The 26004-nt window shown below is 61.5% G+C and carries 24 protein-coding genes and 2 tRNA genes; all 26 read left to right on the top strand.

The window, feature by feature from the left end; translation table 11 throughout:
- Positions 1-302: 302 nt before the first annotated feature.
- The 26 genes from AC30NL_RS19010 (at position 303) to AC30NL_RS18885 (ending at position 25989) form a co-directional block, all read left to right on the top strand.
- On the top strand, positions 303-1079 hold the full coding sequence (locus AC30NL_RS19010) for a GntR family transcriptional regulator (RefSeq protein ID WP_489465552.1): 777 nt from the start codon (positions 303-305) through the stop codon (positions 1077-1079).
- Between the two features lie 124 nt (positions 1080-1203).
- Positions 1204-1593: a succinate dehydrogenase, cytochrome b556 subunit gene (gene sdhC, locus AC30NL_RS19005; protein ID WP_489465551.1), complete on the top strand. Its 390-nt coding sequence runs from the start codon at positions 1204-1206 to the stop codon at positions 1591-1593.
- A gap of 9 nt (positions 1594-1602) precedes the next feature.
- Positions 1603-2025 (top strand): succinate dehydrogenase, hydrophobic membrane anchor protein, encoded by a 423-nt coding sequence (gene sdhD / locus AC30NL_RS19000; protein WP_489465550.1) that lies wholly within the window; start codon positions 1603-1605, stop codon positions 2023-2025.
- Between the two features lie 65 nt (positions 2026-2090).
- Positions 2091-3818: a succinate dehydrogenase flavoprotein subunit gene (sdhA, locus tag AC30NL_RS18995; RefSeq protein ID WP_489465553.1), complete on the top strand. Its 1728-nt coding sequence runs from the start codon at positions 2091-2093 to the stop codon at positions 3816-3818.
- 23 nt (positions 3819-3841) lie between these two features.
- Positions 3842-4546: a succinate dehydrogenase iron-sulfur subunit gene (locus AC30NL_RS18990; protein ID WP_489465549.1), complete on the top strand. Its 705-nt coding sequence runs from the start codon at positions 3842-3844 to the stop codon at positions 4544-4546.
- 35 nt (positions 4547-4581) lie between these two features.
- Positions 4582-4848, top strand: coding sequence for an FAD assembly factor SdhE (locus tag AC30NL_RS18985; RefSeq protein WP_489465548.1), 267 nt, complete (start codon positions 4582-4584; stop codon positions 4846-4848).
- A 66-nt stretch (positions 4849-4914) separates the two neighbouring features.
- Entirely contained in the window at positions 4915-6225 is a 1311-nt protein-coding gene (gene gltA / locus AC30NL_RS18980; protein WP_489465547.1) for a citrate synthase, read from the top strand.
- Between the two features lie 169 nt (positions 6226-6394).
- Positions 6395-7804 carry a 3-isopropylmalate dehydratase large subunit gene (leuC, locus tag AC30NL_RS18975; RefSeq protein ID WP_489465546.1) on the top strand — a complete coding sequence of 470 codons (1410 nt, stop codon included), beginning with the start codon at positions 6395-6397 and terminating at the stop codon, positions 7802-7804.
- Between the two features lie 209 nt (positions 7805-8013).
- Positions 8014-8139 (top strand): entericidin A/B family lipoprotein, encoded by a 126-nt coding sequence (locus AC30NL_RS18970; RefSeq protein ID WP_489465545.1) that lies wholly within the window; start codon positions 8014-8016, stop codon positions 8137-8139.
- A 3-nt stretch (positions 8140-8142) separates the two neighbouring features.
- Positions 8143-8787 carry a 3-isopropylmalate dehydratase small subunit gene (gene leuD / locus AC30NL_RS18965; protein WP_489465544.1) on the top strand — a complete coding sequence of 215 codons (645 nt, stop codon included), beginning with the start codon at positions 8143-8145 and terminating at the stop codon, positions 8785-8787.
- Between the two features lie 238 nt (positions 8788-9025).
- Entirely contained in the window at positions 9026-10126 is a 1101-nt protein-coding gene (leuB, locus tag AC30NL_RS18960) for a 3-isopropylmalate dehydrogenase (protein WP_489465543.1), read from the top strand.
- 87 nt (positions 10127-10213) lie between these two features.
- Positions 10214-11341: an aspartate-semialdehyde dehydrogenase gene (asd, locus tag AC30NL_RS18955; protein ID WP_489465542.1), complete on the top strand. Its 1128-nt coding sequence runs from the start codon at positions 10214-10216 to the stop codon at positions 11339-11341.
- 241 nt (positions 11342-11582) lie between these two features.
- Positions 11583-14210 (top strand): motility hub landmark protein FimV, encoded by a 2628-nt coding sequence (locus AC30NL_RS18950; RefSeq protein WP_489465541.1) that lies wholly within the window; start codon positions 11583-11585, stop codon positions 14208-14210.
- Between the two features lie 125 nt (positions 14211-14335).
- Positions 14336-15118, top strand: coding sequence for a tRNA pseudouridine(38-40) synthase TruA (truA, locus tag AC30NL_RS18945; protein WP_489465540.1), 783 nt, complete (start codon positions 14336-14338; stop codon positions 15116-15118).
- Positions 15119-15137: 19 nt separating this feature from the next.
- Positions 15138-15788 carry a phosphoribosylanthranilate isomerase gene (locus AC30NL_RS18940; RefSeq protein ID WP_489465539.1) on the top strand — a complete coding sequence of 217 codons (651 nt, stop codon included), beginning with the start codon at positions 15138-15140 and terminating at the stop codon, positions 15786-15788.
- 15 nt (positions 15789-15803) lie between these two features.
- Positions 15804-17069 carry a tryptophan synthase subunit beta gene (trpB, locus tag AC30NL_RS18935; RefSeq protein ID WP_489465538.1) on the top strand — a complete coding sequence of 422 codons (1266 nt, stop codon included), beginning with the start codon at positions 15804-15806 and terminating at the stop codon, positions 17067-17069.
- Entirely contained in the window at positions 17066-17881 is an 816-nt protein-coding gene (gene trpA / locus AC30NL_RS18930; protein WP_489465537.1) for a tryptophan synthase subunit alpha, read from the top strand. The genes trpB and trpA overlap by 4 nt, the downstream gene beginning before the upstream one ends.
- The gene (gene accD / locus AC30NL_RS18925) at positions 17878-18750 is read left to right on the top strand and encodes an acetyl-CoA carboxylase, carboxyltransferase subunit beta (RefSeq protein ID WP_489465536.1); all 873 of its coding nucleotides are present in this window, start codon (positions 17878-17880) and stop codon (positions 18748-18750) included. The genes trpA and accD overlap by 4 nt, the downstream gene beginning before the upstream one ends.
- A gap of 85 nt (positions 18751-18835) precedes the next feature.
- Positions 18836-20152: a bifunctional tetrahydrofolate synthase/dihydrofolate synthase gene (gene folC / locus AC30NL_RS18920; RefSeq protein ID WP_489465535.1), complete on the top strand. Its 1317-nt coding sequence runs from the start codon at positions 18836-18838 to the stop codon at positions 20150-20152.
- A 79-nt stretch (positions 20153-20231) separates the two neighbouring features.
- Positions 20232-21020: an SPOR domain-containing protein gene (locus AC30NL_RS18915; RefSeq protein WP_489465534.1), complete on the top strand. Its 789-nt coding sequence runs from the start codon at positions 20232-20234 to the stop codon at positions 21018-21020.
- A 10-nt stretch (positions 21021-21030) separates the two neighbouring features.
- Positions 21031-21528, top strand: a complete 498-nt coding sequence (locus AC30NL_RS18910; protein WP_489465533.1) for a CvpA family protein — start codon at positions 21031-21033, stop codon at positions 21526-21528.
- 41 nt (positions 21529-21569) lie between these two features.
- Positions 21570-23102, top strand: a complete 1533-nt coding sequence (purF, locus tag AC30NL_RS18905; protein WP_489465532.1) for an amidophosphoribosyltransferase — start codon at positions 21570-21572, stop codon at positions 23100-23102.
- A gap of 6 nt (positions 23103-23108) precedes the next feature.
- On the top strand, positions 23109-24338 hold the full coding sequence (locus AC30NL_RS18900; protein ID WP_489465531.1) for an O-succinylhomoserine sulfhydrylase: 1230 nt from the start codon (positions 23109-23111) through the stop codon (positions 24336-24338).
- A gap of 10 nt (positions 24339-24348) precedes the next feature.
- A complete protein-coding gene (gltX, locus tag AC30NL_RS18895) occupies positions 24349-25740 on the top strand; it encodes a glutamate--tRNA ligase (RefSeq protein ID WP_489465530.1) in 1392 nt (463 codons plus the stop codon).
- Between the two features lie 60 nt (positions 25741-25800).
- A tRNA-Ala gene (locus AC30NL_RS18890) sits at positions 25801-25876 on the top strand.
- Between the two features lie 37 nt (positions 25877-25913).
- Positions 25914-25989: transfer RNA gene (locus AC30NL_RS18885), tRNA-Glu, on the top strand.
- The last annotated feature ends 15 nt before the right edge of the window (positions 25990-26004 follow it).

Here is a 26004-nt window from a genome sequence, read left to right as displayed (position 1 = left end):
GCTGAGAGTATTTCGATCATGCCCGCTCATCACGCCAAAAGACTCCTGCTCGTCGTTGCAAATGCTCGCCATAGCCCGGGCTATGGCTGTGCTTTGCGCCTGGATCAGGTGCCCTTTGACGCGCTGCTCGGACACGCTCGAAAAACTCTCAGCCTCTGAGAGCGGAAGTGTAGGCCAGACGTACCTCGATTTGGCGCGAAGTCTAAGGGTGAACCTGGACTCTGGCAACGCTCTGATGTCTTATATAAGACATCAGTCAACTTTGGTGGACGGCAGGCCGCCGGCTGTGCTGCAATCCGGGTATGGTTGCCTCGCCGCCCTCGTCGAATCCCGCTGCGCTCGCGCGCCAGGCCGATCTCGACGCGCCCGCGTTCAGCCCGCTGTACCAGCAGATCAAGACGCTCATCGTGCGCAGCCTGCAGGCAGCCGAATGGAAACCCGGCGAAGCCATTCCTAGCGAAATCGAGCTCGCGTCGCGCTTCAAGGTGAGCCAGGGAACGGTGCGCAAGGCCATCGATGAACTCGCCACTGAAAATCTGCTGGTGCGCCGGCAAGGCAAGGGCACTTTCGTCGCCACGCACGCCGAGCAGAATGTGCAGTTCCGATTCCTTCGCCTAACCCCCGACGGCGGCGACGCGGCAGGCGCGCAACGCCGCTTTATCGACTGCCGCCGGTTGCGCGCACCGTCGGACATTGCGCGCGCTTTAAACCTCAAGTCCGGTGATACGGTGGTGCAGGTGCGCCGCGTTCTGTCGTTTCGCGGCTCGCCCGTGGTCCTCGACGACATTTGGTTGCCGGGCCAGTTGTTCAAAGGGCTAACGGCAGAAAAGCTGAGCGAATACCGCGGGCCGATGTATGGTCTGTTCGAAACCGAATTCGGCGTGCGCATGATTCGCGCAGAAGAAAAGATTCGCGCCGTCGCTGCGGACGAAGCCGCGGCGCAGTTGCTGGGCATCGCGATGGGTGCGCCGCTCTTGAGCGTGGAGCGCCTGTCACTCACCTATGACGACAAGCCCGTGGAATTGCGCCGAGGCTTGTACAACACCGCGGCGCATCACTACAGGAATGAACTGAGCTGAACCTGACGAAAGTCAATTGCGGTTGACCACGAAACCGATCGCTGCATTGCAATAAAATCCGCGGGTTTCATCCGATTACAAGGCTGCTATGGCAGAGACAACGACAAGACAACGTCCTGGGACCATGCGTCTGACCGACGCAATCACCGGATACAAATACCCGCTAGCCGCAATCGTTTCCATCCTCCATCGGGGAAGCGGCATGTTGATGTTCTTCCTGCTTCCCTTCATCGTCTGGCTCTTCGACGCCAGTCTTACGTCCGAAATCACCTATAGCCGGTTCACCAGCGTGTTCATCGCCGGTGCATGGTTCCTCCCTGGCTGGTTCATCAAGCTCATTGCGCTCGCACTGATCTGGTCGTACTTGCACCATCTCATTGCCGGTCTGCGCCATCTGTGGATGGACGCGACCCATGCGGTCGGACTCGAGTTCGGCCGCCAGTCCGCCGTCTTCACCATCGGTGTCAGCGTGATCCTCACGATCGCGCTCGGCGTGAAGCTGTTCTTCTTCTGAGCGACGACCATGGCTGAAAAAAACTACGGTTCCCAACGCGTCGTCGTCGGCGCCCACTACGGCCTGCGTGACTGGCTCTCGCAACGCATCACGGCCGCACTGATGGCCCTGTTCACGCTGGTGCTGATCGTGCAGGTGCTGCTGCCGTCCTATGCCAGAGACAACAACGGCGAACGTCTGAAAGATGCCGCCGGCAACTACATCCAGATCGTCGGTTACGACAAGTGGGCGGGCATCTTCAACCCGCAGTGGATGCGGGTTCTGACGCTCGTGATCATCGTGGCCCTCGGCTACCACGCCTGGGTCGGCATGCGCGACGTGTGGATGGACTATGTGAAGCCGGTCGGTGCGCGCCTGCTGCTGCAGGTATTCACCATCGTATGGCTCGTCGGCTGTGCCGGCTGGGCAATTCAAGTTTTGTGGAGACTGTGAACGTGGCCGCTTCGATTTCAAAACGCAAGTTCGATGTGGTCATCGTCGGCGCCGGCGGCTCCGGCATGCGCGCCTCCCTGCAGCTCGCCCGGGCGGGCTTGAGCGTGGCGGTGCTCACCAAGGTCTTCCCGACCCGCTCGCATACCGTGGCTGCGCAAGGCGGCATCGGTGCCTCGCTCGGCAACATGAGCGAAGACAACTGGCACTACCACTTCTTCGACACCGTGAAGGGCTCCGACTGGCTCGGCGACCAGGACGCGATCGAATTCATGTGCCGTGAAGCGCCCAAGGTCGTGTACGAGCTCGAGCACTTCGGCATGCCCTTCGATCGCAACCCGGACGGCACGATCTACCAGCGTCCCTTCGGCGGCCACACGGCCAACTACGGCGAAAAGCCCGTGCAGCGCGCCTGCGCAGCAGCCGACCGCACTGGCCACGCGATGCTGCACACCCTGTACCAGCAAAACGTCAAGGCCCGCACGCAGTTCTTCGTCGAGTGGATGGCGCTGGACCTGATCCGTGATGCCGAAGGCGATTGTGTCGGCGTGACCGCGCTGGAAATGGAAACCGGCGACGTGCACATCCTTGAAGGCAAAACCGTGCTGCTCGCCACCGGCGGGGCAGGGCGTATCTTTGCTGCGTCGACCAACGCCTTCATCAACACGGGCGACGGCCTGGGCATGGCAGCGCGTGCCGGGATTCCACTCGAAGACATGGAGTTCTGGCAGTTCCACCCGACCGGCGTGGCCGGCGCGGGCGTGCTGCTCACCGAAGGGTGCCGCGGCGAAGGTGCGATCCTGCGCAACAGCAATGGCGAGCGCTTCATGGAGCGTTACGCACCGACCTTGAAAGATCTGGCGCCGCGAGACTTCGTGTCGCGCTGCATGGACCAGGAAATCAAGGAAGGCCGCGGCTGCGGGCCCAACAAGGACTACGTCGTGCTCGATATGACGCACCTGGGCGCCGAGACCATCATGAAGCGGTTGCCCTCAGTTTTCGAGATCGGCCACAACTTCGCCAACGTCGACATCACCAAGGAACCGATCCCGGTCGTGCCGACGATTCACTACCAGATGGGCGGGATTCCCACCAATATTCACGGCCAGGTGGTTGTGCCGAAGGGTGGCAATCCGAATGCCGTGATCAACGGCTTGTACGCCGTCGGTGAATGCGCTTGCGTGAGCGTGCACGGCGCGAACCGCCTTGGCACCAATTCGCTGCTCGACCTTCTGGTATTCGGCCGCGCGGCCGGCAACCATATCGTCGACACGGCGCTCAAAACCAAGTCACACAAGGAATTGCCGAAGGATGCGGCAGACTACACGCTCTCGCGTGTCGCGCGCCTCGACAACAGCACCAGCGGCGAGTACTCGCAGGACGTCGCCAACGACATCCGCAAGAGCATGCAAGCGCATGCCAGCGTGTTCCGCACGCAGGCCAAGATGGACGAAGGCGTCCAGCAGATCAAGGCGATTGCGGAGCGCGTGAAGAACATCCATCTCGCCGATAAGTCCAAGGTCTTCAACACGGCGCGCGTCGAAGCGTTCGAAGTCGACAACCTCATCGAAGTGGCCCTGGCTACGATGATCTCGGCTGCTGCACGCCACGAAAGCCGCGGCGCACATACGGTAGATGACTACGCCGACAGCCCGGAGTTTCCGAACGGCCGCAACGACAAGGTGTGGATGAAGCACACCTTGTGGTACCGCGACGGCAACCGTCTCGACTACAAGCCTGTGAACCTCCAGCCGCTGACGGTGGAGTCGATTCCTCCTAAGGTTCGTTCCTTCTGATCGTTGGGACACGAAAGATTCAAATGACCAAGCGCGTATTTCAGATCTACCGATACGACCCCGATACTGACGCCAAGCCGCGCATGCAGACCATCGAGGTCGATCTCGACGGCAGCGAACGCATGCTGCTCGATGCGCTGATGAAGCTGAAGGCTGTCGACCCGTCGCTGAGTTTCCGCCGTTCCTGCCGCGAAGGCGTTTGCGGTTCGGATGCGATGAACATCAACGGCAAGAACGGTCTGGCGTGCTTGACCAACATGCGCACGCTTCCGGGGGTCGTGGTACTGAAGCCGCTACCCGGCCTGCCCATCATCCGCGACCTGATCGTTGACATGACGCAGTTCTTCAAGCAGTACAACTCGATCAAGCCTTACCTGATCAACGACGAAATGCCGCCCGAGAAGGAGCGCTTGCAGTCGCCCGAAGAGCGCGATGAGTTGAACGGCCTGTACGAGTGCATCTTGTGCGCGAGCTGCTCGACGAGCTGCCCGAGCTTCTGGTGGAATCCGGACAAGTTCGTGGGGCCAGCCGGCTTGCTGCAGGCCTATCGCTTCATCGCGGACAGCCGCGACCAGGCCACGGGTGAACGTCTCGACAATCTCGAAGATCCGTACCGCCTGTTCCGCTGCCACACCATCATGAACTGCGTCGATGTCTGCCCCAAGGGACTGAACCCCACCAAGGCCATCGGCAAGATCAAGGAGTTGATGGTGCGCCGCGCGGTTTGACCGCGCAGCACCTGTTCAGCCTTCTGCCAGCCACCATGCAGACTCGCATTGACGAACGGGCTCTCTCCAAGCTGCGCTGGCGCTGCCGGCGCGGTTTGCTCGAGAACGACCTGTTCATCGAGCGATTCTTCGCGAGGCACGCTGACACCTTGACTGTCGAACAGGCAACCGGCGTCGAGGCCTTGATGGACCTCTCCGACAACGACCTTCTGGATTTGCTTCTCTGCCGCAAGGAGCTCGAAGGCGATATGGTGCGCCATGACGTGGCGCAGGTACTTCGAATGATGCGCGTGCCGCAGTAGAGTGCTCCAGATAGCACACCGAGACAAAAGCGAACTCTCTCCAAAATTTTGCAATAAGGAATGACCATGATCCCGTCAGATGTGAAAGCCACCCTCGCGTTCTCCGACGGCAGCCCCAGCATGGATTTGCCGATCTACAAAGGCTCCATCGGGCCGGACGTCATCGACATTCGCAAGCTGTATGCGCAAACCGGCAAGTTCACCTATGACCCGGGCTTTTTGTCGACCGCCGCCTGCCAGTCGAAGATCACCTACATCGACGGCGACAAGGGCGAACTGCTCTATCGCGGCTACCCCATCGAGCAACTCGCCACCAACTGCGACTTCCTCGAAACCTGCTACCTGCTGCTCAAGGGCGAACTCCCCGACGCGACGCAAAAGCAGGACTTCACCAAGCTCGTGACCAACCACACCATGGTCAATGAGCAGATGCAGTTCTTCCTGCGCGGGTTCCGCCGCGACGCGCACCCGATGGCGGTCATGACCGGCCTTGTGGGCGCCCTGTCGGCCTTCTATCACGACAGCACCGATATCAATAACCCGCAGCACCGCGACATCTCGGCGATCCGCCTGATCGCGAAGATGCCGACGCTGGTGGCGATGGCCTACAAGTACGGCATCGGCCAGCCCTTCATCTATCCGAAGAATGACCTGTCGTACTCTTCGAATTTCATGCGCATGATGTTCGCGACGCCGTGCGAGGAATACGTGCCCAACGACGTGCTGGTGCGCGCGATGGATCGCATCTTCATCCTGCATGCCGACCACGAGCAGAACGCGTCGACCTCGACGGTGCGCCTGTGCGGCTCGTCCGGCACCAACCCATTCGCGGCCATTGCGGCCGGCGTGGCCTGCCTGTGGGGTCCTGCACACGGTGGTGCCAACGAGGCGGCGCTGAACATGCTCGAAGACGTGCAGAAGATGGGCGGCGTCGAGAAGATCGGCGACTTCATCAAACAGGTGAAGGACAAGAACTCCAACGTCAAGCTGATGGGCTTTGGCCACCGGGTCTACAAGAACTACGACCCCCGCGCCAAGCTGATGCGCGAAACCTGCCACGAGGTGCTGGCAGCGTTGGGGAAGACCAACGACCCGATCCTGAAGCTCGCAATGGAGCTCGAGAAGATTGCGTTGGAAGACGAATACTTCGTCGCCCGCAAGCTCTACCCGAACGTCGACTTCTACTCCGGCATCGTGCAACGTGCGATTGGCATTCCGGTGTCGCTGTTCACGGCAATTTTCGCGCTCGCACGCACGGTCGGCTGGATCGCCCAGTTGAACGAAATGATCGGCGACCCCGAGTACAAGATTGGCCGTCCGCGCCAGCTCTACAACGGCGCACCCAAGCGCGATTTGGTGCCCATCGAAAGGCGTTGATTTGGGGTTTGCGCGAACAAGCCCCTGGCAGCGCGTCCAGGGGCCTTTTTTGAGTCCTCCACCAAGTGCTTGCATTTGACGGCTGCGCATCTATTAACGGGAAGCGCCAGGTGCGGATTCGGGTAAGTGCCTAAAATCGCAGGTTCACCTCAGTCACCGCCAAGAGACCATGGGCCGCACGCTGTACGACAAGATCTGGGACGAGCATGTCGTCCATACCGAAGAAGACGGGACCGCCGTCCTCTACATTGACCGCCACCTGGTCCATGAGGTGACGAGCCCGCAGGCCTTCGAAGGTCTGGATCTGGCCGGGCGCAAGGTCTGGCGCATCTCCGCCAACCTTGCCGTCAGCGACCACAACGTCCCCACCACCGACCGATCGCATGGCATTGCCGACCCCATCTCGCGGTTGCAGGTCGACACCCTCGATTCGAACTGCGACCGCTTCGGGATCACGCAGTTCAAGATGAACGACAAGCGCCAGGGCATCGTTCACGTGATCGGGCCGGAGCAGGGCGCCACGCTGCCGGGAATGACGGTGGTCTGCGGCGACTCGCACACCTCCACGCATGGCGCCTTCGGCGCATTGGCGCATGGCATTGGCACCAGCGAGGTCGAGCATGTGCTGGCGACGCAGACACTGCTCGCCAAGAAGGCCAAGAACATGCTGGTGCGTGTCGAGGGTCAGGTGCCGCGCGGCTGCGGCGCGAAAGACATCGTGTTGGCTGTCATCGGCAAGATCGGCACCGCCGGCGGCACGGGCTACACCATCGAATTTGCTGGTTCGGCCATTCGCGGGCTGAGCATGGAAAGCCGCATGACAGTGTGCAACATGGCAATCGAGGCCGGTGCGCGTGCCGGCTTGATCGGCGTGGACGAGACAACGCTGGCTTATGTGCAAGGTCGGCCGTTCTCGCCCAAGGGCGTCGAGCTTCAGCATGCGCTCGACTACTGGCGCACGCTGCGCTCCGATGCCGACGCGCACTGGGACGCTGTCGTTGAACTCGATGCCTTGACCATCCGGCCGCAAGTCACGTGGGGCACCTCGCCTGAAATGGTGCTTTCAATCGAAGACCGCGTGCCGGACCCCGACCGCGAGAAGGACCCGAACAAGCGCAGCGCCATGGAACGTGCGCTCACCTACATGGCGTTGGAACCCAACAAGCCTATCTCTGACATTTTGATCGACAAGGTGTTCATTGGGTCTTGTACCAACTCGCGCATCGAAGACATGCGCGAGGCTGCAGCGGTCGTGCGGCGCCTGGGTGGCAAGATCGCATCGAACGTGAAGCTTGCGATGGTGGTGCCAGGCTCCGGTCTGGTGAAGGAGCAGGCCGAGCGCGAAGGTCTCGACCTCATCTTCAAGGCCGCAGGCTTCGAATGGCGCGAGCCTGGCTGCTCGATGTGCCTTGCCATGAACGCCGACCGGCTGGAGCCGGGCGAGCGTTGCGCGTCAACCTCGAACCGTAATTTCGAAGGCAGGCAAGGGGCGGGTGGCCGTACTCACCTCGTGAGCCCTGCCATGGCGGCGGCGGCAGCGATCGAAGGTCACTTCGTCGACGTGCGCCGGATTGGCTGAGAGGCTGAGAGTATTTCGATCATGCCCGCTCATCACGCCAAAAGACCCCTGCTCGTCGTTGCAAATGCTCGCCATAGCCCGGGCCATGGCTGTGCTTTGCGCCTGGATCAGGTGCCTTTTGACGCGCTGCTCGGACACGCTCGAAAAACTCTCAGCCTCTGAGACTGGTCACGCCAAGGAAACATGCTAGGAACTGGAAGGGAAAAACGTTGAAGAACCTGTTGCTCGTCGCCGCAGAATTGTTCGTCTTCACCGCCTGCAACACCATTGACGGGCTTGGCAAGGACATCAAGAAAGCCGGTGAGTCGATCGAAGACGCTGCCAGGAAGAAGTAAGCCATGCAACCGTTTCGCATTCACAAGGGGCTCGTCGCCCCCATGGACCGTGAAAACGTCGACACCGACGCGATCATCCCGAAGCAGTTCCTGAAGTCGATCAAGAAGTCGGGCTTCGGCCCGAACCTGTTCGATGAGTGGCGCTATCTCGATCCAGGTTTTCCGGGGCAAGACCAGGCGTCGCGCAAGCCCAACCCCGACTTTGTACTGAACCAGCTGCGCTACAAAGGCGCATCGGTACTACTCGCGCGCAAGAATTTCGGCTGCGGGTCCTCACGGGAGCATGCGCCATGGGCGCTCGACCAGTTCGGCTTTCGCGCCATCATCGCCCCGAGCTATGCCGATATCTTCTTCAACAACTGTTTCAAGAACGGGTTGCTGCCAATAGTGCTGCCCGAGCATGAAGTGGCGAAGCTGTTCAACGAGGTGGCGGCGTTCGTCGGCTATGAGCTTACCGTCGACCTTGAGCGCCAAGTCGTCCTGAAGCCGGACGGCACGGCGGTGTCCTTCGACGTCGAGGGCTTCCGCAAGTACTGCCTGCTCAATGGCTTTGACGACATAGCGCTTACCCTGCGCCACGCCGATAAGATCAAGGCGTTCGAAGCCGAGCGTCTGCTCAAGAAGCCGTGGCTCGCCCATGGCATCTGAGACGACTGACTGTGTACAGCCCCTCTGCGCCTTCCCCCTTTAGGCGCTGATGGCTGGCCATCATCCTGATGGGCGTGAGCTTCGTGTCGTTCGGCTGGTTGATGCTGAACTTCTCTGATGCAGATGATCGGGATCATTTTTTTCGGGCTACATGGCTGCCGCTCTGTACGTGTTCTTCAAGCTGTGCGAGCAGGTGCTGGTCGAGCGCCTATCGATCACCAAGAAAAGGAATTGATTCGTGAAGATTGCAGTGCTGCCGGGTGACGGCATCGGGACGGAAATCGTGGCAGAGGCCGTCAAGGTCTTGAAGGTACTGGACCTGCCGTTCGAGATGGAAGAGGCGCTGGTCGGCGGTGCGGCCTATGAGGCGCACGGCCATCCGCTGCCGGAGTCGACCTTGAAGCTGGCGAAGGACGCGGATGCGGTACTGTTCGGCGCGGTCGGCGACTGGAAGTTCGACAAGCTGGAGCGATCTCTGCGTCCGGAACAAGCCATCCTGGGGTTGCGAAAGAGCCTGCAGTTGTTCGCCAACTTTCGCCCGGCCATCTGCTACGACGAGCTGAAGCACGCATCTAGCCTGAAGCCCGAATTGGTGGCGGGCCTGGACATCCTCATTATTCGTGAGCTCACCGGCGACATCTACTTCGGCCAGCCTCGTGGCCGTCGCCTTTCACCCGACGGTGCCTTCGAAGGTCAGACGGAGGCCTTCGACACCATGCGCTATTCGCGTCCCGAGATCGAACGCATCGCCCACGTCGCATTCCAGGCCGCCCGCAAGCGTGGCAAGCGCGTGACAAGCGTGGACAAGGCCAACGTGCTTGAGACTTTCCAGTTTTGGAAGGACATCGTCACCGAAATCCATGGTCAATACCCTGACGTCGAACTTGACCATATGTACGTCGATAACGCGGCCATGCAGCTAGTCAAGGCGCCTAAGAGGTTCGACGTGCTTGTCACGGGCAACATGTTTGGCGACATCTTGTCCGATGAGGCGGCGATGCTCACCGGATCTATCGGCATGCTGCCCTCGGCGTCGCTCGACGTTAACAACAAGGGTCTGTACGAACCCAGTCACGGCAGCGCCCCGGACATCGCCGGTAAAGGGATTGCAAACCCTCTGGCTACAATACTGTCAGCTGCCATGATGCTCCGCTACTCCCTCGCCCAACCCGAAGCTGCCGACCGTATCGAGGCGGCCGTCAAGCATGTGCTTGGGTCGGGTCTGCGCACGGGCGACATCTGGTCCGAAGGCACGATCCGTGTTGGTACCCGCGAGATGGGTGACGCGGTCGTTGCGACCCTCGTTGGCAAATTCGCCAAAACCATTACCAAGAGCTAGCAAGCTTCGGATCGTCTCGCCCCTACCTCTGCGGCGATTCGAGCCGGAGAGGCGGAGAGGTTTCCTGAAACTCGAAAGGGCACTGAGATGAGAGTCGTAGGTTTGGTTGGATGGCGCGGAATGGTCGGTTCTGTGCTGATGGAGCGAATGCAGGCGGAGGGTGACTTCGCCCTCATCGAGCCGGTGTTTTTCAGCACCAGCGCCGCAGGCGGCAAGGCACCCGACTTTGCCAAGAACGAATCGACCCTGAAGCACGCACACGACATCGAGGCGCTCAAGCGCTGCGACATCGTCATTACCTGTCAGGGCGGCGACTACACGACCGACGTTTTCGCGAAGCTGCGAGCAGCGGGCTGGACGGGTCACTGGATCGACGCGGCGTCCACGCTGCGAATGAAGGACGACGCAATCATCGTCCTCGATCCGATCAATCTTCCGGTCATCAAGAATGCCCTCGCCAAGGGCGGCCGGAACTGGATCGGTGGCAACTGCACAGTGAGTTGCATGCTGATGGGTGTGGGTGCGCTGTACAAGGCTGGTCTCGTCGAGTGGATGAGCACACAGACCTACCAGGCCGCGTCCGGCGGCGGCGCACAGCACATGCGCGAGTTGTTGACGCAATTCGGCACACTCCACGCTGAGGTGCGTGACCTGTTGGCCGACCCGAAGAGTGCCATCCTCGAGATTGACCGCAAGCTGCTCGCCAAGCAGAAGGCCCTCACAGAGGCTGAGACCGCCAACTTCGGCGTGCCGCTGGGCGGTAGCCTTATCCCTTGGATCGACAAGGACCTCGGCGATGGCATGAGCCGTGAAGAATGGAAGGGTCAGGCCGAGACCAACAAGATCCTCGGGCAGGGCGATGCTTTCGGCAGTGCCACGGTTCCGGTTGACGGCTTCTGCGTGCGCGTGGGCGCGATGCGCTGCCACAGTCAGGCTCTGACCTTCAAGCTGAAGAAGGACGTTCCGCTGGCCGACATAGAGGCCATGATCGCCGCCGACAACGAGTGGGTGAAGGTGGTGCCGAATACCCGCGATGCCACCTTGCGGGGCCTGACGCCCGTGGCCGTCACCGGTACTCTGGCGATCCCTGTGGGCCGGCTGCGCAAAATGGCGATGGGCTCCGAATACCTGGGTGCGTTCACCATCGGCGACCAACTGCTGTGGGGTGCCGCTGAACCCCTGCGCCGTATGCTGCGCATACTGCTGGAGGCGTGATGAACAGATGAATGGGCATGGCAATTGGATCTCTCCCGTTGCCATGCTGCGACAAGATGTCTGGAATCGGTCACGGGGATGCCATGTCAGTTAATGCCAGTAATTGCATTAGCTTGTCACCGTATCTTCTTGATGATATTGTGATTTGTTGAAATTTTGCCGACCTTTGCATGAGTAGCTTGCTGAGGGGCGAAACGGCGATGCCGAAGGGCATTTGCATGATCGAGTGTTGGGAGACGCCTTGAAACGAACTTCGCTGTACACCGGGCGCTTCGCCTTGACCGGAGTGGCCGCGGCCGCTCTGTGGATGACCGCTGCGCCCGATGCCTGGGCGCTTGGTCTTGGGCGATTGGCGGTGCAGTCGGCACTGGGCGAATCGCTTCGCGCCGAGATCGACATCACAAGCATGACGCCCGAAGAGGCGTCCAACCTCCGCGTGCGCGTCGCGACACCCGAGGCGTATCGCACTGCCGGTGTCGACTACAACCCGGTGCTTCCGGGAACCACGGCCACGCTGGCCCACCGCGCCGATGGCAGGCCCTATCTGCGCCTCACGAGTGACCGGGCGGTACAAGAGCCCTTTGTTGATGTGATTCTCGAGATCAACTGGTCGACCGGGCGACTCGTGCGCGAGTACACGCTGCTTTTCGATCCGCCCACGCGTAACCAGGCCGCTGCACCTCCGCCGGCCACTGCCCCCGTCATTACGCAGGCGCCGACTTTGACTCCGCCGTCGCCTTCTCTTGCTGCACCGGACGTAGCACCGACAGCTCCCGCACGGGGCGAGCGTCGCCCGGCGCGTCCGAACGCTGCGGCGCAAGTACCGCCCACTACCTCCGATGCCGAGGCCGCCGTCAAGCCGGGTCCGGCGGGCGACGAGTATCGCGTTCGCGCCGGCGACACCTTGTCGAAAATCGCCGGGCGTGTGCAGCGCCAGGGCGTTTCGCTTGACCAGATGCTGGTGTCGCTTTACCGAGCCAACCCGCAAGCCTTCGTCGAAAACAATATGAACCGCCTGCGTTCGGGCGTCGTGTTGAACGTGCCCAGCGCTGACACCGCCTTGGCGGTGACTCCTGCAGAAGCCCGAGAAGTCATCCAGGCGCAGAGCGCCGACTTCGGTGCCTATCGGCAAAAGCTGGCCGCTACCGTCCCCGAGGCGAAGGGCGAAGGCTCGTCGAGACAAGCCGGCGGCAAGGTCCAGACCAATGTTGAAGACCGCAAGCAGGCCGCGGTCACCACGCCCGACAAGCTCACGCTGAGCAAGGGCGGCAAGGCATCCGCACCGGAAGAGAAGCTCTCGAAGGAACGCGAAAAGAAGGACACTGCCTCGCGCGTGGCCGAACTGTCCAAGAACGTCGAGGAGCTTAAGAAACTGTCCGGCGCCGCGTCCTTGCCACCGGCGAAGACGCCTGCCGCGCCAGCGCCAGAGCCGGCTCCGACGACCACCGCTGCCGCCCCGACCAAGCCGGCAGTCGCACTCCCGATGCCCGTCGCACCGCCGCCGCCTGCATCAGCTTCGGCTTCGGCTCCTGTGGTTGCGCCCGCGTCGGCACCCGAACCCGTCGTGGCCGCCGCAAGCAAGCCGGCAGAGGCCGCGAGCCAAACCGTCGCGGCAGATGCCTCCGCGCCTGTCGTCGCGGCGGCCCCGGTGCCTGCACCCAAGCCCTCGCCTGCCAAGCCGGCGGTTCCGCCGGTCGAAGAGCCGAGCGCACTCGTCTCGATGCTCGACGAGAATCCCTGGGCATTGGGTATCGGCGCTGCCGTCGTTGCATTGCTCGCCATATTCGGCATTTATCGGTTCACTCGCCGGTCCAAAAAGGACAGCGGTGAGACCTCGTTCCTCGAAAGCCGTTTACAACCCGATTCCTTCTTCGGCGCGAGCGGGGGGCAGCGCATCGACACCCGTGATGCCGGTGGTGCTTCGTCGTCGATGAGCTATTCGCTGAGCCAGCTCGACGCCATTGGCGACGTGGATCCTGTGGCCGAGGCCGACGTGTACCTAGCCTACGGCCGCGATCTCCAGGCCGAGGAAATCCTCAAGGAGGCGATGCGTAGCAATCCCGAGCGCCTTGCCATCCGCACCAAGCTACTTGAGGTATATGCCAAGCGCCGCGACACCAAGGGCTTCGAGCTCCTGGCCACGCAGCTGTTCGCGCTGACCCGCGGCGAGGGTGAGGATTGGGCCAAGGCGCAGGAACTCGGCCAGCAGATAGATCACGAGAACGCGCTCTATCAACCGGGAGGTGCACCGGTTGGTGGCACCCCTGGAGGCGGCCTGCCCATGACCGAGCCGCTAGGCGCGAGCACCATGCCCCAGTCAGTCCTGCCGACGCCCTCGATGTTTGAGGCGGCTAACGCCCGGTTGCAGCATCGCGAGGCGCAGGACAGCGGCTCCGTCGATCTTGACCTGGATCTCGACACGCCCGCCGAGCATGTGAGGGCACCGGCGCCACTCGTCGCCACGAAGCCGATGCCCCGCCCGCATCAGCCTGCAGGTGACAGCGGTTCGCTGGACTTCGACTCGCTACCTGACCTGCCGGTGGTGTCGTCCTCCACGCAGGCACCGTCCGCATCGAGCGAATTCCCGATGGACTTCGACCTCTCGGCGATTTCGCTCGACCTGAGTCCTGATGCTGCTGTAGCGCCTGCAGGTATGTCGGCCCGCGAAACGCAGGATGATCTGTCGAGTATCAGTTTCGACGACGCAGACGATGGAGCCGACCCTCTCGCCCGCAAGCTGGAACTCGCCGAAGAGTTCCGCCAGATCGGCGACATGGAAGGTGCACGCGACCTGTTGCAGGAAGTCGTTGCCAAGGCCAGCGGTACCCTGAAGACCAAGGCTCAGGGCATGCTGAACGAACTCTCCTGATGACGACGGCCTTTGCATCACTGCGATTCTGCCCCCCAAGGAGGCGCTCAGCCACCTTGAGGCGGTTCGGCGCTGGCTGAGGTGGTGGTCCGCCCAGTCTCCCCTCGCTCGAGCCTGGTCTGCGAGTGAGGCTGGCCCTCGGCATCAGCTATCGTGGCCAAGCTTACTATGGCTGGCAGAGCCAACCTGACGGCAACACCGTGCAGGATAAGTTGGAGTTCGCGCTCACGAAGTTCGTGGATCGCCCAGTGACCACCGTTTGCGCTGGCCGGACCGACTCCGGCGTTCACGCCCTCAACCAAGTCGTGCACATCGATGTGGACGCCGTGCGAGACACGTTCTCGTGGGTGCGAGGGACCAATCGCTTTCTGCCCTATGACATCGCGGTCCAGTGGTGTCAGCCCGTCGCGGACGATTTCCATGCACGCAACAGCGCTCGTGGGCGACGGTACGCATATCTTGTGCTGGAGTCGCCGGTCCGGCCAGCCATCGAGTGGGGCGTCGTCGGATGGAGCTTTCGCTCTCTCGATGCGGACACCCTGCGTGCCGCGGCGGCGCTTCTGATCGGCGAGCACGACTTCAGTGCCTTCCGTTCCTCCGAATGCCAAGCGGCGTCTCCCGTCAAGCATCTTCGATCCATCACCGTCGAACGACGCGGTGCGTATTGGCGGTTTGAGTTTGAAGCCAGCGCCTTCTTGCACCACATGGTTCGAAACATCATGGGTTGCCTGCTGGCCGTGGGCAATGGCGCACGCGACACGGCTTGGCTTGCTGGGGTGATGGCGTCCCGCGACCGCAGCTTGGCGGCACCCACGTTCCCACCTGACGGGCTCTACTTCCTTGGCCCGTACTACGATGCCAGACACGCCATCCCCGAGCGCACACCCGCGATGGACTGGCTACCCTGAAACGTCTTTTGACACCATCATGAACCAGCGAACACGCATCAAAATCTGCGGCCTCACCCGCGAGCCCGACCTCGATGCGGCCATCGAAGCGGGTGCGGATGCCGTTGGTTTTGTTTGCTACGCAAAGAGCCCGCGCTACATTGCTATCGAGCGGGTTGCCGAGCTTGCGAAGCGATTGCCTCCCTTCGTGACACCGGTCGGGCTCTTCGTCAATGCGCCCCCCTCCGACATTCAAGCTGCGATCAACGCGATCCCCCAGTTGGTCATCCAATTTCACGGCGACGAGTCTGCGCCCGATTGCGATGCAGTCGCCCGTCCCTACATGCGCGCCGCTCGAATGGCCGCAGGCTTCGATTTGATAGACTTCGTGAATCAGTATCCCAACGCCCAGGCCATTCTTCTCGACGCCCATGTCGAGGGCTACGGCGGCGGCGGAAAGGTCTTCGATTGGTCTCTCATTCCTCGAAACGTGCCCCGTCCAGTCGTTTTGTCTGGTGGGTTGCATGCCGGAAATGTGATCGAAGGAATTCTTCGGGTGCGGCCCTGGGCCGTTGACGTGAGTTCCGGCGTGGAAGCAGCCAAGGGCATCAAGGATGCCGCGGCGATTCGCCGGTTCTGCAAGGCGGTGCAAGAGGCAGATGCCCGCATCGCCATCGAAGCGAACACCTGAAGAAAGATTCTTCCCATGTTGAATTACCAGCAACCCGACGCACGGGGTCATTTCGGCCCCTATGGCGGCACCTTCGTTGCCGAGACGCTGATCCATGCCCTCGACGAACTGAAGGATGCTTATACCCAGGCGATGAGGGACCCGACGTTCGTCGCCGAATTCCAGTCCGAACTCGCTCATTTTGTCGGCCGGCCGAGCCCTGTTTATCACGCGGCGCGCTTGAGTCGTGAACTGGGCGGCGCGCAGATCTACCTCAAGCGCGAAGATTTGAATCACACCGGCGCGCACAAGGTCAACAACACCATCGGCCAGGCACTGCTCGCGCGGCGCATGGGTAAGCCGCGCGTCATTGCCGAGACCGGCGCGGGGCAGCATGGCGTGGCCACCGCTACCGTCTGCGCGCGCTACGGCATGGAGTGTGTGGTGTACATGGGCAGCGAAGACATGAAACGCCAGTCGCCCAACGTGTACCGCATGAATCTGCTGGGTGCGCGCGTGGTGCCGGTCGAGAGTGGGTCGAAAACCCTGAAGGATGCCCTCAACGAGGCCTTGCGCGATTGGGTCACCAATGTCGAGAACACGTTCTACATCATCGGCACGGTCGCAGGGCCGCACCCATATCCGATGATGGTGCGCGACTTTCAGCGGGTGATCGGCGACGAGTGTCTCGTGCAGATGCCCGAGATGATTGGCAGGCAGCCCGATGCAGTGATCGCATGTGTCGGCGGTGGAAGCAATGCGATGGGAATCTTCTATCCGTACATCGAGCACGAGGGCACGCGATTGATCGGCGTAGAAGCGGCGGGGCAGGGGCTCGATACCGGCAAGCATGCAGCCTCGCTGTCAGCAGGTTCACCGGGCGTGCTCCATGGCAACCGCACTTACTTGCTGCAAGACGCGAACGGCCAGATCACCGAGACACATTCCATCTCCGCGGGTCTCGATTACCCGGGCGTCGGTCCGGAGCACTCCTACCTCAAGGACATTGGCCGCGCCGAATACGTTGGCATCACCGATGACGATGCGCTCGCGGCCTTCCACCGCCTGTGCCGTACTGAAGGCATCATCCCTGCGCTCGAATCGAGCCATGCCGTTGCTTACGCACTGAAGATGGCGCCGACCATGAGTCCTGACCAGCATCTGCTCGTGAATCTCTCGGGTCGGGGCGACAAGGACATCGGAACGGTGGCCGACTTGTCGAACGCATCGTTCTTCTGTCGACCGTCCTGTCAAGGCCAAAGCGTCAAGGGCTCGGACACCATCGTGAAGGTGTCGAAATGAGCCGCATCGCCGAGGTCTTCGAAGCGCTTGCCGCCAAGGGTCGCAAGGCGCTCATCCCCTACGTCACCGCCGGCGATCCGTACGCGGACGCGACCGTCGACATCATGCTGGCGATGGCCGAAGCGGGGGCCGATGTCATCGAGTTGGGCGTGCCTTTTTCCGACCCGATGGCTGATGGTCCTGTGATTCAGCGGGCGGCGGAGCGAGCCCTTGCCAAGGGTATCGGCATGTCGCAGGTGCTCGACTACGTGCGGGGTTTTCGCGCCAAGAACGACGCGACGCCGATCGTGCTCATGGGCTACGCGAACCCGGTCGAGCGCTACGGCATTGACCATTTCGTGGCCGATGCGAAGGTTGCCGGCGTTGACGGCGTGCTTGTAGTAGATTACCCGCCAGAGGAATGCGAAGGCTTCGCCGCCACCCTTCGTGAAGCAGGCCTTGATCCCATCTTCCTGCTCGCGCCGACCTCGACGGAGCGCCGCATGAAGGATGTCGGCCGGGTGGCCAGCGGATACGTGTACTACGTCTCGCTCAAGGGCGTTACAGGCGCGGGGCATCTCGACACCGGAGCGGTCGCCGAAATGATTCCGCGCATCAAGCAGCATGTGAAGATGCCGGTGGGTGTCGGCTTCGGGATTCGCGACGCGCAGACGGCCAAGGCTGTCGTGGCGGTGTCCGATGCCGTGGTCATCGGTACGGCCATTGTGCAGCTGCTCGAAGTGCAGTCACGCGACAATGTCGCGAAAGCGGGCGGACTCTTCATCTCAGACATCCGTACTGCGCTCGATTCGTTGGAAGGAACAAAGAAATGAGCTGGCTCGAAAAACTGTTGCCGCCTAAGATCCAGCAAACCGACCCGAGTGAACGGCGCTCAGTGCCGGAGGGTTTGTGGGTCAAGTGCCCGTCCTGCGAAACAGTGCTCTACAAGAGCGACTTAGAACAAAACCTCAACGTCTGCCCCAAGTGCAGCCATCATCACCGCATCGGCGCGCGTGCGCGGCTCGATACTTTTCTTGACCCCGAAGGCCGCTTTGAATTGGGCCAGGAAGTGGTGCCCGTCGACGCACTCAAGTTCAAAGACAGCAAGCGTTATCCCGAGCGCCTGAAAGAAGCCCTCGAGAATACCGGTGAGACCGATGCGCTCGTAGTGATGGGCGGTGCAGTGCACACCATTCCCGTCGTCGCAGCCTGTTTCGAATTTGATTTCATGGGCGGGTCCATGGGATCGGTGGTCGGCGAGCGGTTCGTTCGCGGCGTGGAGACCGCCGTTGAGCAGCGCACACCCTTCATCAGCTTCACGGCTACAGGCGGCGCGCGCATGCAGGAGGGCTTGCTGAGTCTCATGCAGATGGCCAAGACCAACGCGGCGCTCACGCGCCTGGCGAAAGCCAAACTTCCCTACATCAGCGTGCTGACTGATCCGACCATGGGTGGTGTGTCGGCGAGCTTTGCATTCGTGGGTGACATCGTTATCGCCGAGCCGAAAGCGCTGATTGGTTTTGCGGGGCCGCGTGTGATTGAGAACACCGTTCGCGAGAAGCTGCCGGAAGGGTTTCAGCGTGCCGAGTTCCTGTTGCAAACGGGCGCGATTGACATGATCGTGGACCGTCGCGAATTGCGCTCAACCATCGCGCGCGGCATTGCGATGCTGCAGCGACAAAGTGCCGACGCTGTCGCATAAGAACTAGACTTTCGCAGAACGAGGCGGCTTCGGCCGCCTCTCCTTTTTGGGATGAAGAAGGCTCGCTTCCGCTTACCATCTGCGGATGCCTTCCCCTCACACCGACCTGCCGAGCACGCTCGACGGGTGGCTCGCGCGTTGCGAACACCTGCATCCCAAAGAAATTGACATGACCCTGGACCGCTCCCTTCAGATGAAGGAGCGGCTCGGCCTCAGGTTCAAGGTGCCGGTGATCACGGTCGCGGGCACCAACGGCAAAGGTTCGACTTGCGCAATGCTGGAGTCAATCGCCTTGCAAGCGGGATATCGCGTCGGCCTCTACATCAAGCCACATTTCGTGCATTTCGAAGAGCGCTGCCGCGTCAATGGAGAGAGCGCATCTGCAGCGGAGTTGACTCCGCATTTCGAAGTGGTGGAAGCCGCTCGAGGTGACCTCAGCCTCACCTATTTCGAATTCACCACGCTCGCGATCGCACACCTCCTCTCGCAGGCATCGTTGGACCTCGTCATCCTCGAAGTCGGTCTCGGCGGACGGCTGGACGCGGTGAACGCAATTGACACCGATTGCGCAATCATCACGAGCATTGACGTCGATCATGCCGAATACCTAGGGTCAGATCGCGAATCCATCGGGCGCGAGAAGGCCGGCATCATGCGTACAGGCAAGCCGGTCATCGTGAGCGACCCCATGCCGCCGAAAAGCGTGCTCGAACGCGCGATGGAGATCGGCGCTGACCTCTGGCAAATCGGGCGCGATTTCAACTATTCCGGCGACAAGCAGCAGTGGGCTTGGGCGGGGCGCAGCAAGCGCTTTAGCGGTATGGCGTACCCGGCCTTGCGCGGGGCGAATCAACTACTTAATGCATCCGGCGTGCTCGCGGCCTTCGAGGCGCTTCGCGAACAGGTGCCGATCACGGCGCAGGCGGCGCGCAACGGTCTGGCCCTCGTCGAACTTCCGGGCCGTTTCCAGATCGTGCCCGGCCAGCCGATGCTGGTGCTTGACGTTGCTCACAACCCTCATGCGGTCGCCGCGCTTGCACAAAACCTGGACCAGATGGGATTTCATCCCCGCACGCACGCCGTCTTCGGTGCAATGCAGGACAAGGACCTGAAAGCCATTCTCACGCGCATGGCCCCTCTCGTCGACAGGTGGCATTTCTGCAATCTTCCGATTGCACGCGCCGCGACCGCCAAGGATTTGCAAGGGCTGCATGCCTCGCTCGCGCTTCGCGGACCAGGCCAGGTGACTGCCCACTGCCATGAGGATCCCTTTTCCGCACTTCGAGCAGCCGTGGCCCAGGCAGACCCCGCTGATAGAATCGTGGTCTTTGGCTCCTTCTACACCGTGGGTGGTGTGCTGAAGGAAGGGCTGCCCCGCTTGAGCGCCACACACGTGGGCTGAATCGACCTCAGCCGCCGCTGACGGCGGGCACTGGACGAGGCGGAACCAAGAGCCGCTTCGCCACACCTGAAAAGACTGCATGGGTCTGTTGTCCATCTTCAAGCGCAAGTCCGGTGACAGGGGCAGCACCCCACCGGCCGACACGAACACCGATCCGGTTCAGGAAGCTCGTACGCGTGCCCGCCGCCGACTGATTGGTGCATCGGTGCTGGTGGTGATCGGCGTCATTGGCTTTCCGCTGCTGTTCGAGACTCAGCCGAGGCCGATTCCGGTGGACATTCCCATCGAAATTCCCCGCAAAGACTCGGCACCGCCTCTCGTGATGCCGGCGGCCAAGCCAACCAAACCGGGGGCCACTGCGCCAGTGGAAGCAGCGCCTGCGTCGGCGCCCGACATCGTGTCCGAGACGCAGGCCGAAGCCGGGCGCGAAGTGCCGCCGCCTGCTATCAAAACGCCATCGCCGACCGCGCACACCGCGACCACGCCCGCGAAACCAGCGGAACCAGTGGAACTGGCACCCAAACCTGCCGTGGCCGCTGCCAAGCCGGCATCCAAACCGGCGGCAGGATCCGACGACGCCCAGCGCGCCCTGGCGCTGCGCGAAGGCAAGCCTGCCGAGAAGGACAGTGCGAAGAAGGAAGGCCGCTTTGTCGTGCAGGTCGGCGCCTTCACCGAAAACGCCCCTGCGCACGAGATGCGTCTGAAGGTCGAGAAATTGGGCCTGAAGACCTACGCCCAAGTCGCAGAGACCTCGCAAGGACATCGCATTCGCGTTCGCGTGGGACCGTTTGCCACCCGCGAAGAGGCCGAGAAGGCGCAGGGCAAAATCAAGGCCTCGGGCGCGCAGGCCGTGGTGCTGACCTTATGAGGTGCGAGCCATGACCGACATTGGCTGGGTCGACCTTGTATTCATTGGCATTCTTGTGTTGTCGATCATCGTCGGCATGCTGCGTGGTTTCGTCTTCGAAGTCCTGTCGCTTGCGGGATGGCTCGCCGCCTATTTCGCGGCGCAATGGCTGTCGCCGGAATTGGCCACGCACGTGCACGTCGTTCGCGCGGGCTCGGCATTGAATCCGGCCGTCGCGTTCGCATGCGCGTTCATTGCCGCCTTGATCATCTGGGCGATCCTTGCAAGGCTGTTGCGCGCATTGATCCGAGCCACGCCGCTGAGCGTGTTTGACCGGGCACTGGGTGCCACCTTTGGCATGGCGCGCGCGCTGGTGGTGATGCTCGCGATCACGACGGTGGTCTTGCTCACGTCGCTCGCAAAGTCGAACGCGTGGCAGGCCTCGCGCGGGGCGGTCTGGCTGCATGGCGCACTTAACGGCATCAAGCCGGTGCTGCCGCATCAGGTCGCAGAATATCTTCCGCGATGAGGCCGTGGCCTCGTCGCTTTGTTTGAAGTCTGGAGCAGTTCATGTGTGGCATCGTCGGGGTGATTTCCAGGACACCAGTCAATCAGTTGATCTATGACGCGCTGCTGCTCTTGCAGCACCGCGGACAGGACGCGGCGGGCATCGTAACGATGCTCGGCACCAAGTGCTTCATGCACAAGGCGCGCGGCATGGTGCGCGATGTGTTCCGCACCCGCAACATGCGCGGCCTGCCGGGGACGGTGGGGCTGGGGCAGGTGCGTTATCCGACGGCGGGCAACGCCTACAGCGAAGAAGAGGCGCAGCCCTTCTACGTGAACGCGCCCTTCGGCATTGTGCTGGTGCACAACGGCAACCTCACCAACGCGCATGCGTTGAAGAAGGAGTTGTTCGACGTCGACCGCCGCCACATCAACACCGAGAGCGACACTGAGGTCTTGATCAACATCCTCGCGCACGAACTTGAAATGGTGGCGCGCGACCTGCCCTTGTCGCCGGACGCGATGTTCAAGGCGGTGAGCGCGGTGGACAAGCGCATCAAGGGCTCGTACGCAGTGGTGGCATTGATTGCGGGCCATGGCCTGCTGGCCTTCCGCGATCCATTCGGCATCCGCCCGCTGTGCTTCGGAGAGGCTGTGAGTACCGACGGTGGCGCCGAGGTGATGGTGGCCAGCGAATCGGTGGCGCTCGAAGGAACTGGCCACAAGCTCGTGCGCGACGTGGCGCCGGGCGAGGCGATTTTTGTCGACCTTGAAGGCAACATCTACAGCAAGCAGTGCGCAGACAACCCCTCGCTCAACCCCTGCATGTTCGAGTACGTGTACCTTGCACGCCCCGACTCCATCATGGATGGCGTGTCGGTGTATCAGGCGCGCTTGAACATGGGCGAGACCCTCGCGCAGCGGCTCATTTCTACCATCCCGCCCAACGAGATCGACGTTGTGATTCCCATTCCGGAGTCGAGCCGGCCGTCAGCCATGCAGCTTGCCCAGAAGATCGGCAAACCTTATCGCGAAGGTTTCGTAAAGAACCGCTACGTGGGTCGCACCTTTATCATGCCGGGGCAGGGTGTTCGCAAAAAGTCGGTGCGTCAGAAGCTCAACGCCATCGGCGTGGAGTTCAAAGGGCGCAACGTGCTGCTGGTCGACGATTCAATCGTCCGCGGCACCACCTCGAAAGAGATCGTGCAAATGGCGCGGGATGCCGGCGCCCGCAAGGTCTACATGGCGTCGGCCGCGCCTCCGGTGCGCTTCCCGAACGTCTACGGCATCGACATGCCGACCAAGGTCGAACTCATTGCGCACAACCGCACGACGGAAGAGATCCGCGAGTTCATTGGCGCCGATGCCCTGATCTACCAGGACATCGTCGCGATGAAACGCGTGGTCGCCCAGTTGAATCCAAGGCTCACAGGTTTTGAGGCGTCTTGCTTCGATGGCACCTATATCACCGGCGATGTCTCAGCCGCCGATTTCGACGCGATCGCGACGCAACGCAGTTCGCAGGGCAACGAAGAGGAGGATGCTCCGGACCGCTCGCGCCTAGCCCTGCAAGGCATCGTGCACGAAGGGAGATAGACCGCGATGATGGACAAGAAGATTTCGCGTGTGGAGTTGCCGGACGACGTGCGCCTTTCAACTATTGCGGTGCGCGAAGGCTTGCCGCGTTCGCAATGGGGCGAGAACTCCGAAGCGCTGTTCATGACGTCAAGTTTCGTGCAGCCAGATGCGGCTACTGCCGCGGCGCGCTTCGCGAACGAGGAAGAAGCCTTTATCTATTCGCGGTTCACCAATCCGACGGTAATGATGATGGAGCGTCGTCTCGCGGCGATGGAAGGCACGGAAGCCTGCATCGCGACGTCAAGTGGCATGGCTGCGATTCTGTTGCTCGCGATGGGCTTGCTGAAGGCAGGCGACCACGTGGTGTGCTCGCAGAGCGTTTTCGGCTCGACCATCATGCTGCTGGGCCGCGAGTTTGCGAAGTTCGGTGTCGAGACTGGCTTCGTGTCGCAGACCGATGTGGGTGCCTGGCGCCGTGCGATCAAGCCCAACACCAAGCTCCTGTTCGCGGAATCTCCGACGAATCCGCTGACCGAGGTTTGCGACATCGGAGCATTGTCTGAGATCGCCAAGTCCGCGGGCGCATTGTTGGCGGTGGACAACTGTTTCTGTTCTCCAGCTCTGCAGAAGCCCGCTGAGTACGGGGCGGATTTCATCATCCATTCCGGCACAAAATACCTCGACGGACAAGGTCGCGTCATTGCAGGCGCGATTTGCGGCAGCGAGAAACTCATCAACGAGAAGTTCGTTCCCGTGATGCGCAGCGCGGGCATGAGCCTGTCGCCGTTCAATGCATGGATCGTGTTGAAAGGCTTGGAAACGCTCTCGATCCGCATGCGAGCGCAAAGCGAAGCTGCGATGAAGCTCGCGACCTGGCTTGAGCAACAGCCATCGATCGAACGCGTGTACTACCCCGGCTTGAAGTCACATCCGCAACATGAGCTCGCGATGGCGCAGCAAGGCGGTAGCGGTGGGGCGGTGCTGTCTTTCATAGTGAAGAGCAAGGGCGATGCCGCACAGGCGCGCAAAGACGCTTTCCACGTCATCGATAGCACACAGATCTGCTCTATCACCGCCAATCTCGGCGATACCAAGACAACCATCACCCACCCCGCCAGCACCTCGCACGGCCGGCTCACCGAAGAGCAGCGTCACGCAGCAGGTATCACGCAAGGCATGATTCGCGTGGCGGTGGGCCTGGACGACGTCGATGACTTGAAGGCCGATCTGCTCCGCGGCCTCGGCACTCTCTGAAGCTTTTGAAATGACTCGCAAAGTTCGCACCCGCATCGCGCCTTCGCCTACCGGCTTTCTTCATCTGGGCACGGCGCGTACTGCCTTGTACTCCTGGGCCTTCGCGCGCCATCATGGCGGCGAGTTCGTGCTACGCATCGAAGACACCGATGTGGCGCGGTCGACACAAGCCTCGGTGGATCAGATCCTCGCGTCCATGCACTGGCTGGGCCTCGACTACGACGAAGGTCCGATCTACCAGATGCAGCGGCTCGACCGCTACCGCGAAGTCGTCGACAGAATGATTGCGGAGGGCCGCGCCTACCGTTGCTACACCACGCCCGAAGAGCTCGACGCTATGCGCGAGGCACAGAAGGCCCGTGGCGAAAAAACGCATTACGACGGACGCTGGCGTCCTGAACCGGGCAAGGTGTTGCCCATGCCACCTGCGGGCCTCGAACCGGTGATTCGATTCAGCAACCCGCGTGACGGCATCGTGACCTGGGACGACCTGTGCAAGGGCCCGATCAGCATCTCGAACCGCGAGATCGACGACCTCATCATCATGCGTGCCGATGGTGTGCCGACTTACAACTTTGCAGTAGTCGTCGATGATTGGGATATGAACATCAGCCATGTCTTCCGCGGCGATGAGCACGTCAACAACACGCCATGGCAGATCAACATCTTCAACGCACTGGGTGCGCCACTGCCGCTCTTCGGTCACGTGCCAGTGATCCTCGGCGACGACGGCCAGAAGCTGTCGAAGCGCCGCGGTGCGGTGAGCGTCACGGCTTATGAAGAATCGGGCTTCCTGCCCGAGGCGATGCTCAACTACCTCGCGCGGCTCGGTTGGAGCCACGGCGATGAAGAACTCTTTACCCGCGAACAACTCGTGTCTTGGTTCGACGGCAGCCATCTGTCCAAGAGCCCGGCGCAATGGGATGCCGCCAAGCTCAACTGGGTCAATGCGCATTATCTGAAGACCATCGACGAAGGTCGGCTCGCCGCGCTCGTGGCGACGCATCTCAAACGGAGCAACATCAACGCGAGCAAAGACGAGGTCGCGCGTTTGGTTCCGCTTTTCAAGGACCGTTGCTCGACGACCGTCGAGCTTGCCGATTGGGTCGCGATGTATTTCGCAGATGTGCAGCCCAAGGAAGCGGACATCGCAGCCCATGTAACGGATGTCGTGAAGCCCGCATTGAACACCCTGCGCGAAAAGCTCGCCGTGGCCGAATGGACCAAGGCATCGATCAGCGCCGCGATCAGGGAAACCATTGCCGCGCACGGCCTTAAGATGCCGCAATTGGCTCACGCCGTTCGCGTTAAGGTGTGCGGTCGTGCACAGACGCCATCGATCGACGCTGTGCTTGAACTGTTCCCTCGCGAACTTATTCTCGCGCGTTTGCATGGGCCCTGAATATCTGTATATAATCGAAGTCTCGATTGAACAGCGCGTCCCATCAAGTTGTACAGAAATGGGGGTATAGCTCAGCTGGGAGAGCGCTTGCATGGCATGCAAGAGGTCAGCGGTTCGATCCCGCTTACCTCCACCAAAAATGGTGGCGCGCAGTTCAAGAGTTGAAGGATTACGTCCCCTTCGTCTAGAGGCCTAGGACACCACCCTTTCACGGTGATTACAGGGGTTCGAATCCCCTAGGGGACGCCAAGTTTGGCAGGGCTT

The sequence above is a fragment of the Rhizobacter sp. genome (genome assembly GCA_021153565.1).
Lineage (GTDB): Bacteria > Pseudomonadota > Gammaproteobacteria > Burkholderiales > Burkholderiaceae_C > Albitalea.
This window is presented reverse-complemented; position numbering and strand designations above follow the sequence as displayed.

Bases quoted from the DNA above. Each gene is read 5' to 3' on its own strand.
- AC30NL_RS19010 (WP_489465552.1), top strand. From the start codon at position 303: ATGGTTGCCTCGCCGCCCTCGTCGAATCCCGCTGCGCTCGCGCGCCAG.
- sdhC (WP_489465551.1), top strand. From the start codon at position 1,204: ATGCGTCTGACCGACGCAATCACCGGATACAAATACCCGCTAGCCGCA.
- sdhD (WP_489465550.1), top strand. From the start codon at position 1,603: ATGGCTGAAAAAAACTACGGTTCCCAACGCGTCGTCGTCGGCGCCCAC.
- sdhA (WP_489465553.1), top strand. From the start codon at position 2,091: ATGCGCGCCTCCCTGCAGCTCGCCCGGGCGGGCTTGAGCGTGGCGGTG.
- AC30NL_RS18990 (WP_489465549.1), top strand. From the start codon at position 3,842: ATGACCAAGCGCGTATTTCAGATCTACCGATACGACCCCGATACTGAC.
- AC30NL_RS18985 (WP_489465548.1), top strand. From the start codon at position 4,582: ATGCAGACTCGCATTGACGAACGGGCTCTCTCCAAGCTGCGCTGGCGC.
- gltA (WP_489465547.1), top strand. From the start codon at position 4,915: ATGATCCCGTCAGATGTGAAAGCCACCCTCGCGTTCTCCGACGGCAGC.
- leuC (WP_489465546.1), top strand. From the start codon at position 6,395: ATGGGCCGCACGCTGTACGACAAGATCTGGGACGAGCATGTCGTCCAT.
- leuD (WP_489465544.1), top strand. From the start codon at position 8,143: ATGCAACCGTTTCGCATTCACAAGGGGCTCGTCGCCCCCATGGACCGT.
- asd (WP_489465542.1), top strand. From the start codon at position 10,214: ATGAGAGTCGTAGGTTTGGTTGGATGGCGCGGAATGGTCGGTTCTGTG.
- AC30NL_RS18940 (WP_489465539.1), top strand. From the start codon at position 15,138: ATGAACCAGCGAACACGCATCAAAATCTGCGGCCTCACCCGCGAGCCC.
- trpB (WP_489465538.1), top strand. From the start codon at position 15,804: ATGTTGAATTACCAGCAACCCGACGCACGGGGTCATTTCGGCCCCTAT.
- trpA (WP_489465537.1), top strand. From the start codon at position 17,066: ATGAGCCGCATCGCCGAGGTCTTCGAAGCGCTTGCCGCCAAGGGTCGC.
- accD (WP_489465536.1), top strand. From the start codon at position 17,878: ATGAGCTGGCTCGAAAAACTGTTGCCGCCTAAGATCCAGCAAACCGAC.
- folC (WP_489465535.1), top strand. From the start codon at position 18,836: ATGCCTTCCCCTCACACCGACCTGCCGAGCACGCTCGACGGGTGGCTC.
- AC30NL_RS18915 (WP_489465534.1), top strand. From the start codon at position 20,232: ATGGGTCTGTTGTCCATCTTCAAGCGCAAGTCCGGTGACAGGGGCAGC.
- AC30NL_RS18910 (WP_489465533.1), top strand. From the start codon at position 21,031: ATGACCGACATTGGCTGGGTCGACCTTGTATTCATTGGCATTCTTGTG.
- purF (WP_489465532.1), top strand. From the start codon at position 21,570: ATGTGTGGCATCGTCGGGGTGATTTCCAGGACACCAGTCAATCAGTTG.
- AC30NL_RS18900 (WP_489465531.1), top strand. From the start codon at position 23,109: ATGATGGACAAGAAGATTTCGCGTGTGGAGTTGCCGGACGACGTGCGC.
- gltX (WP_489465530.1), top strand. From the start codon at position 24,349: ATGACTCGCAAAGTTCGCACCCGCATCGCGCCTTCGCCTACCGGCTTT.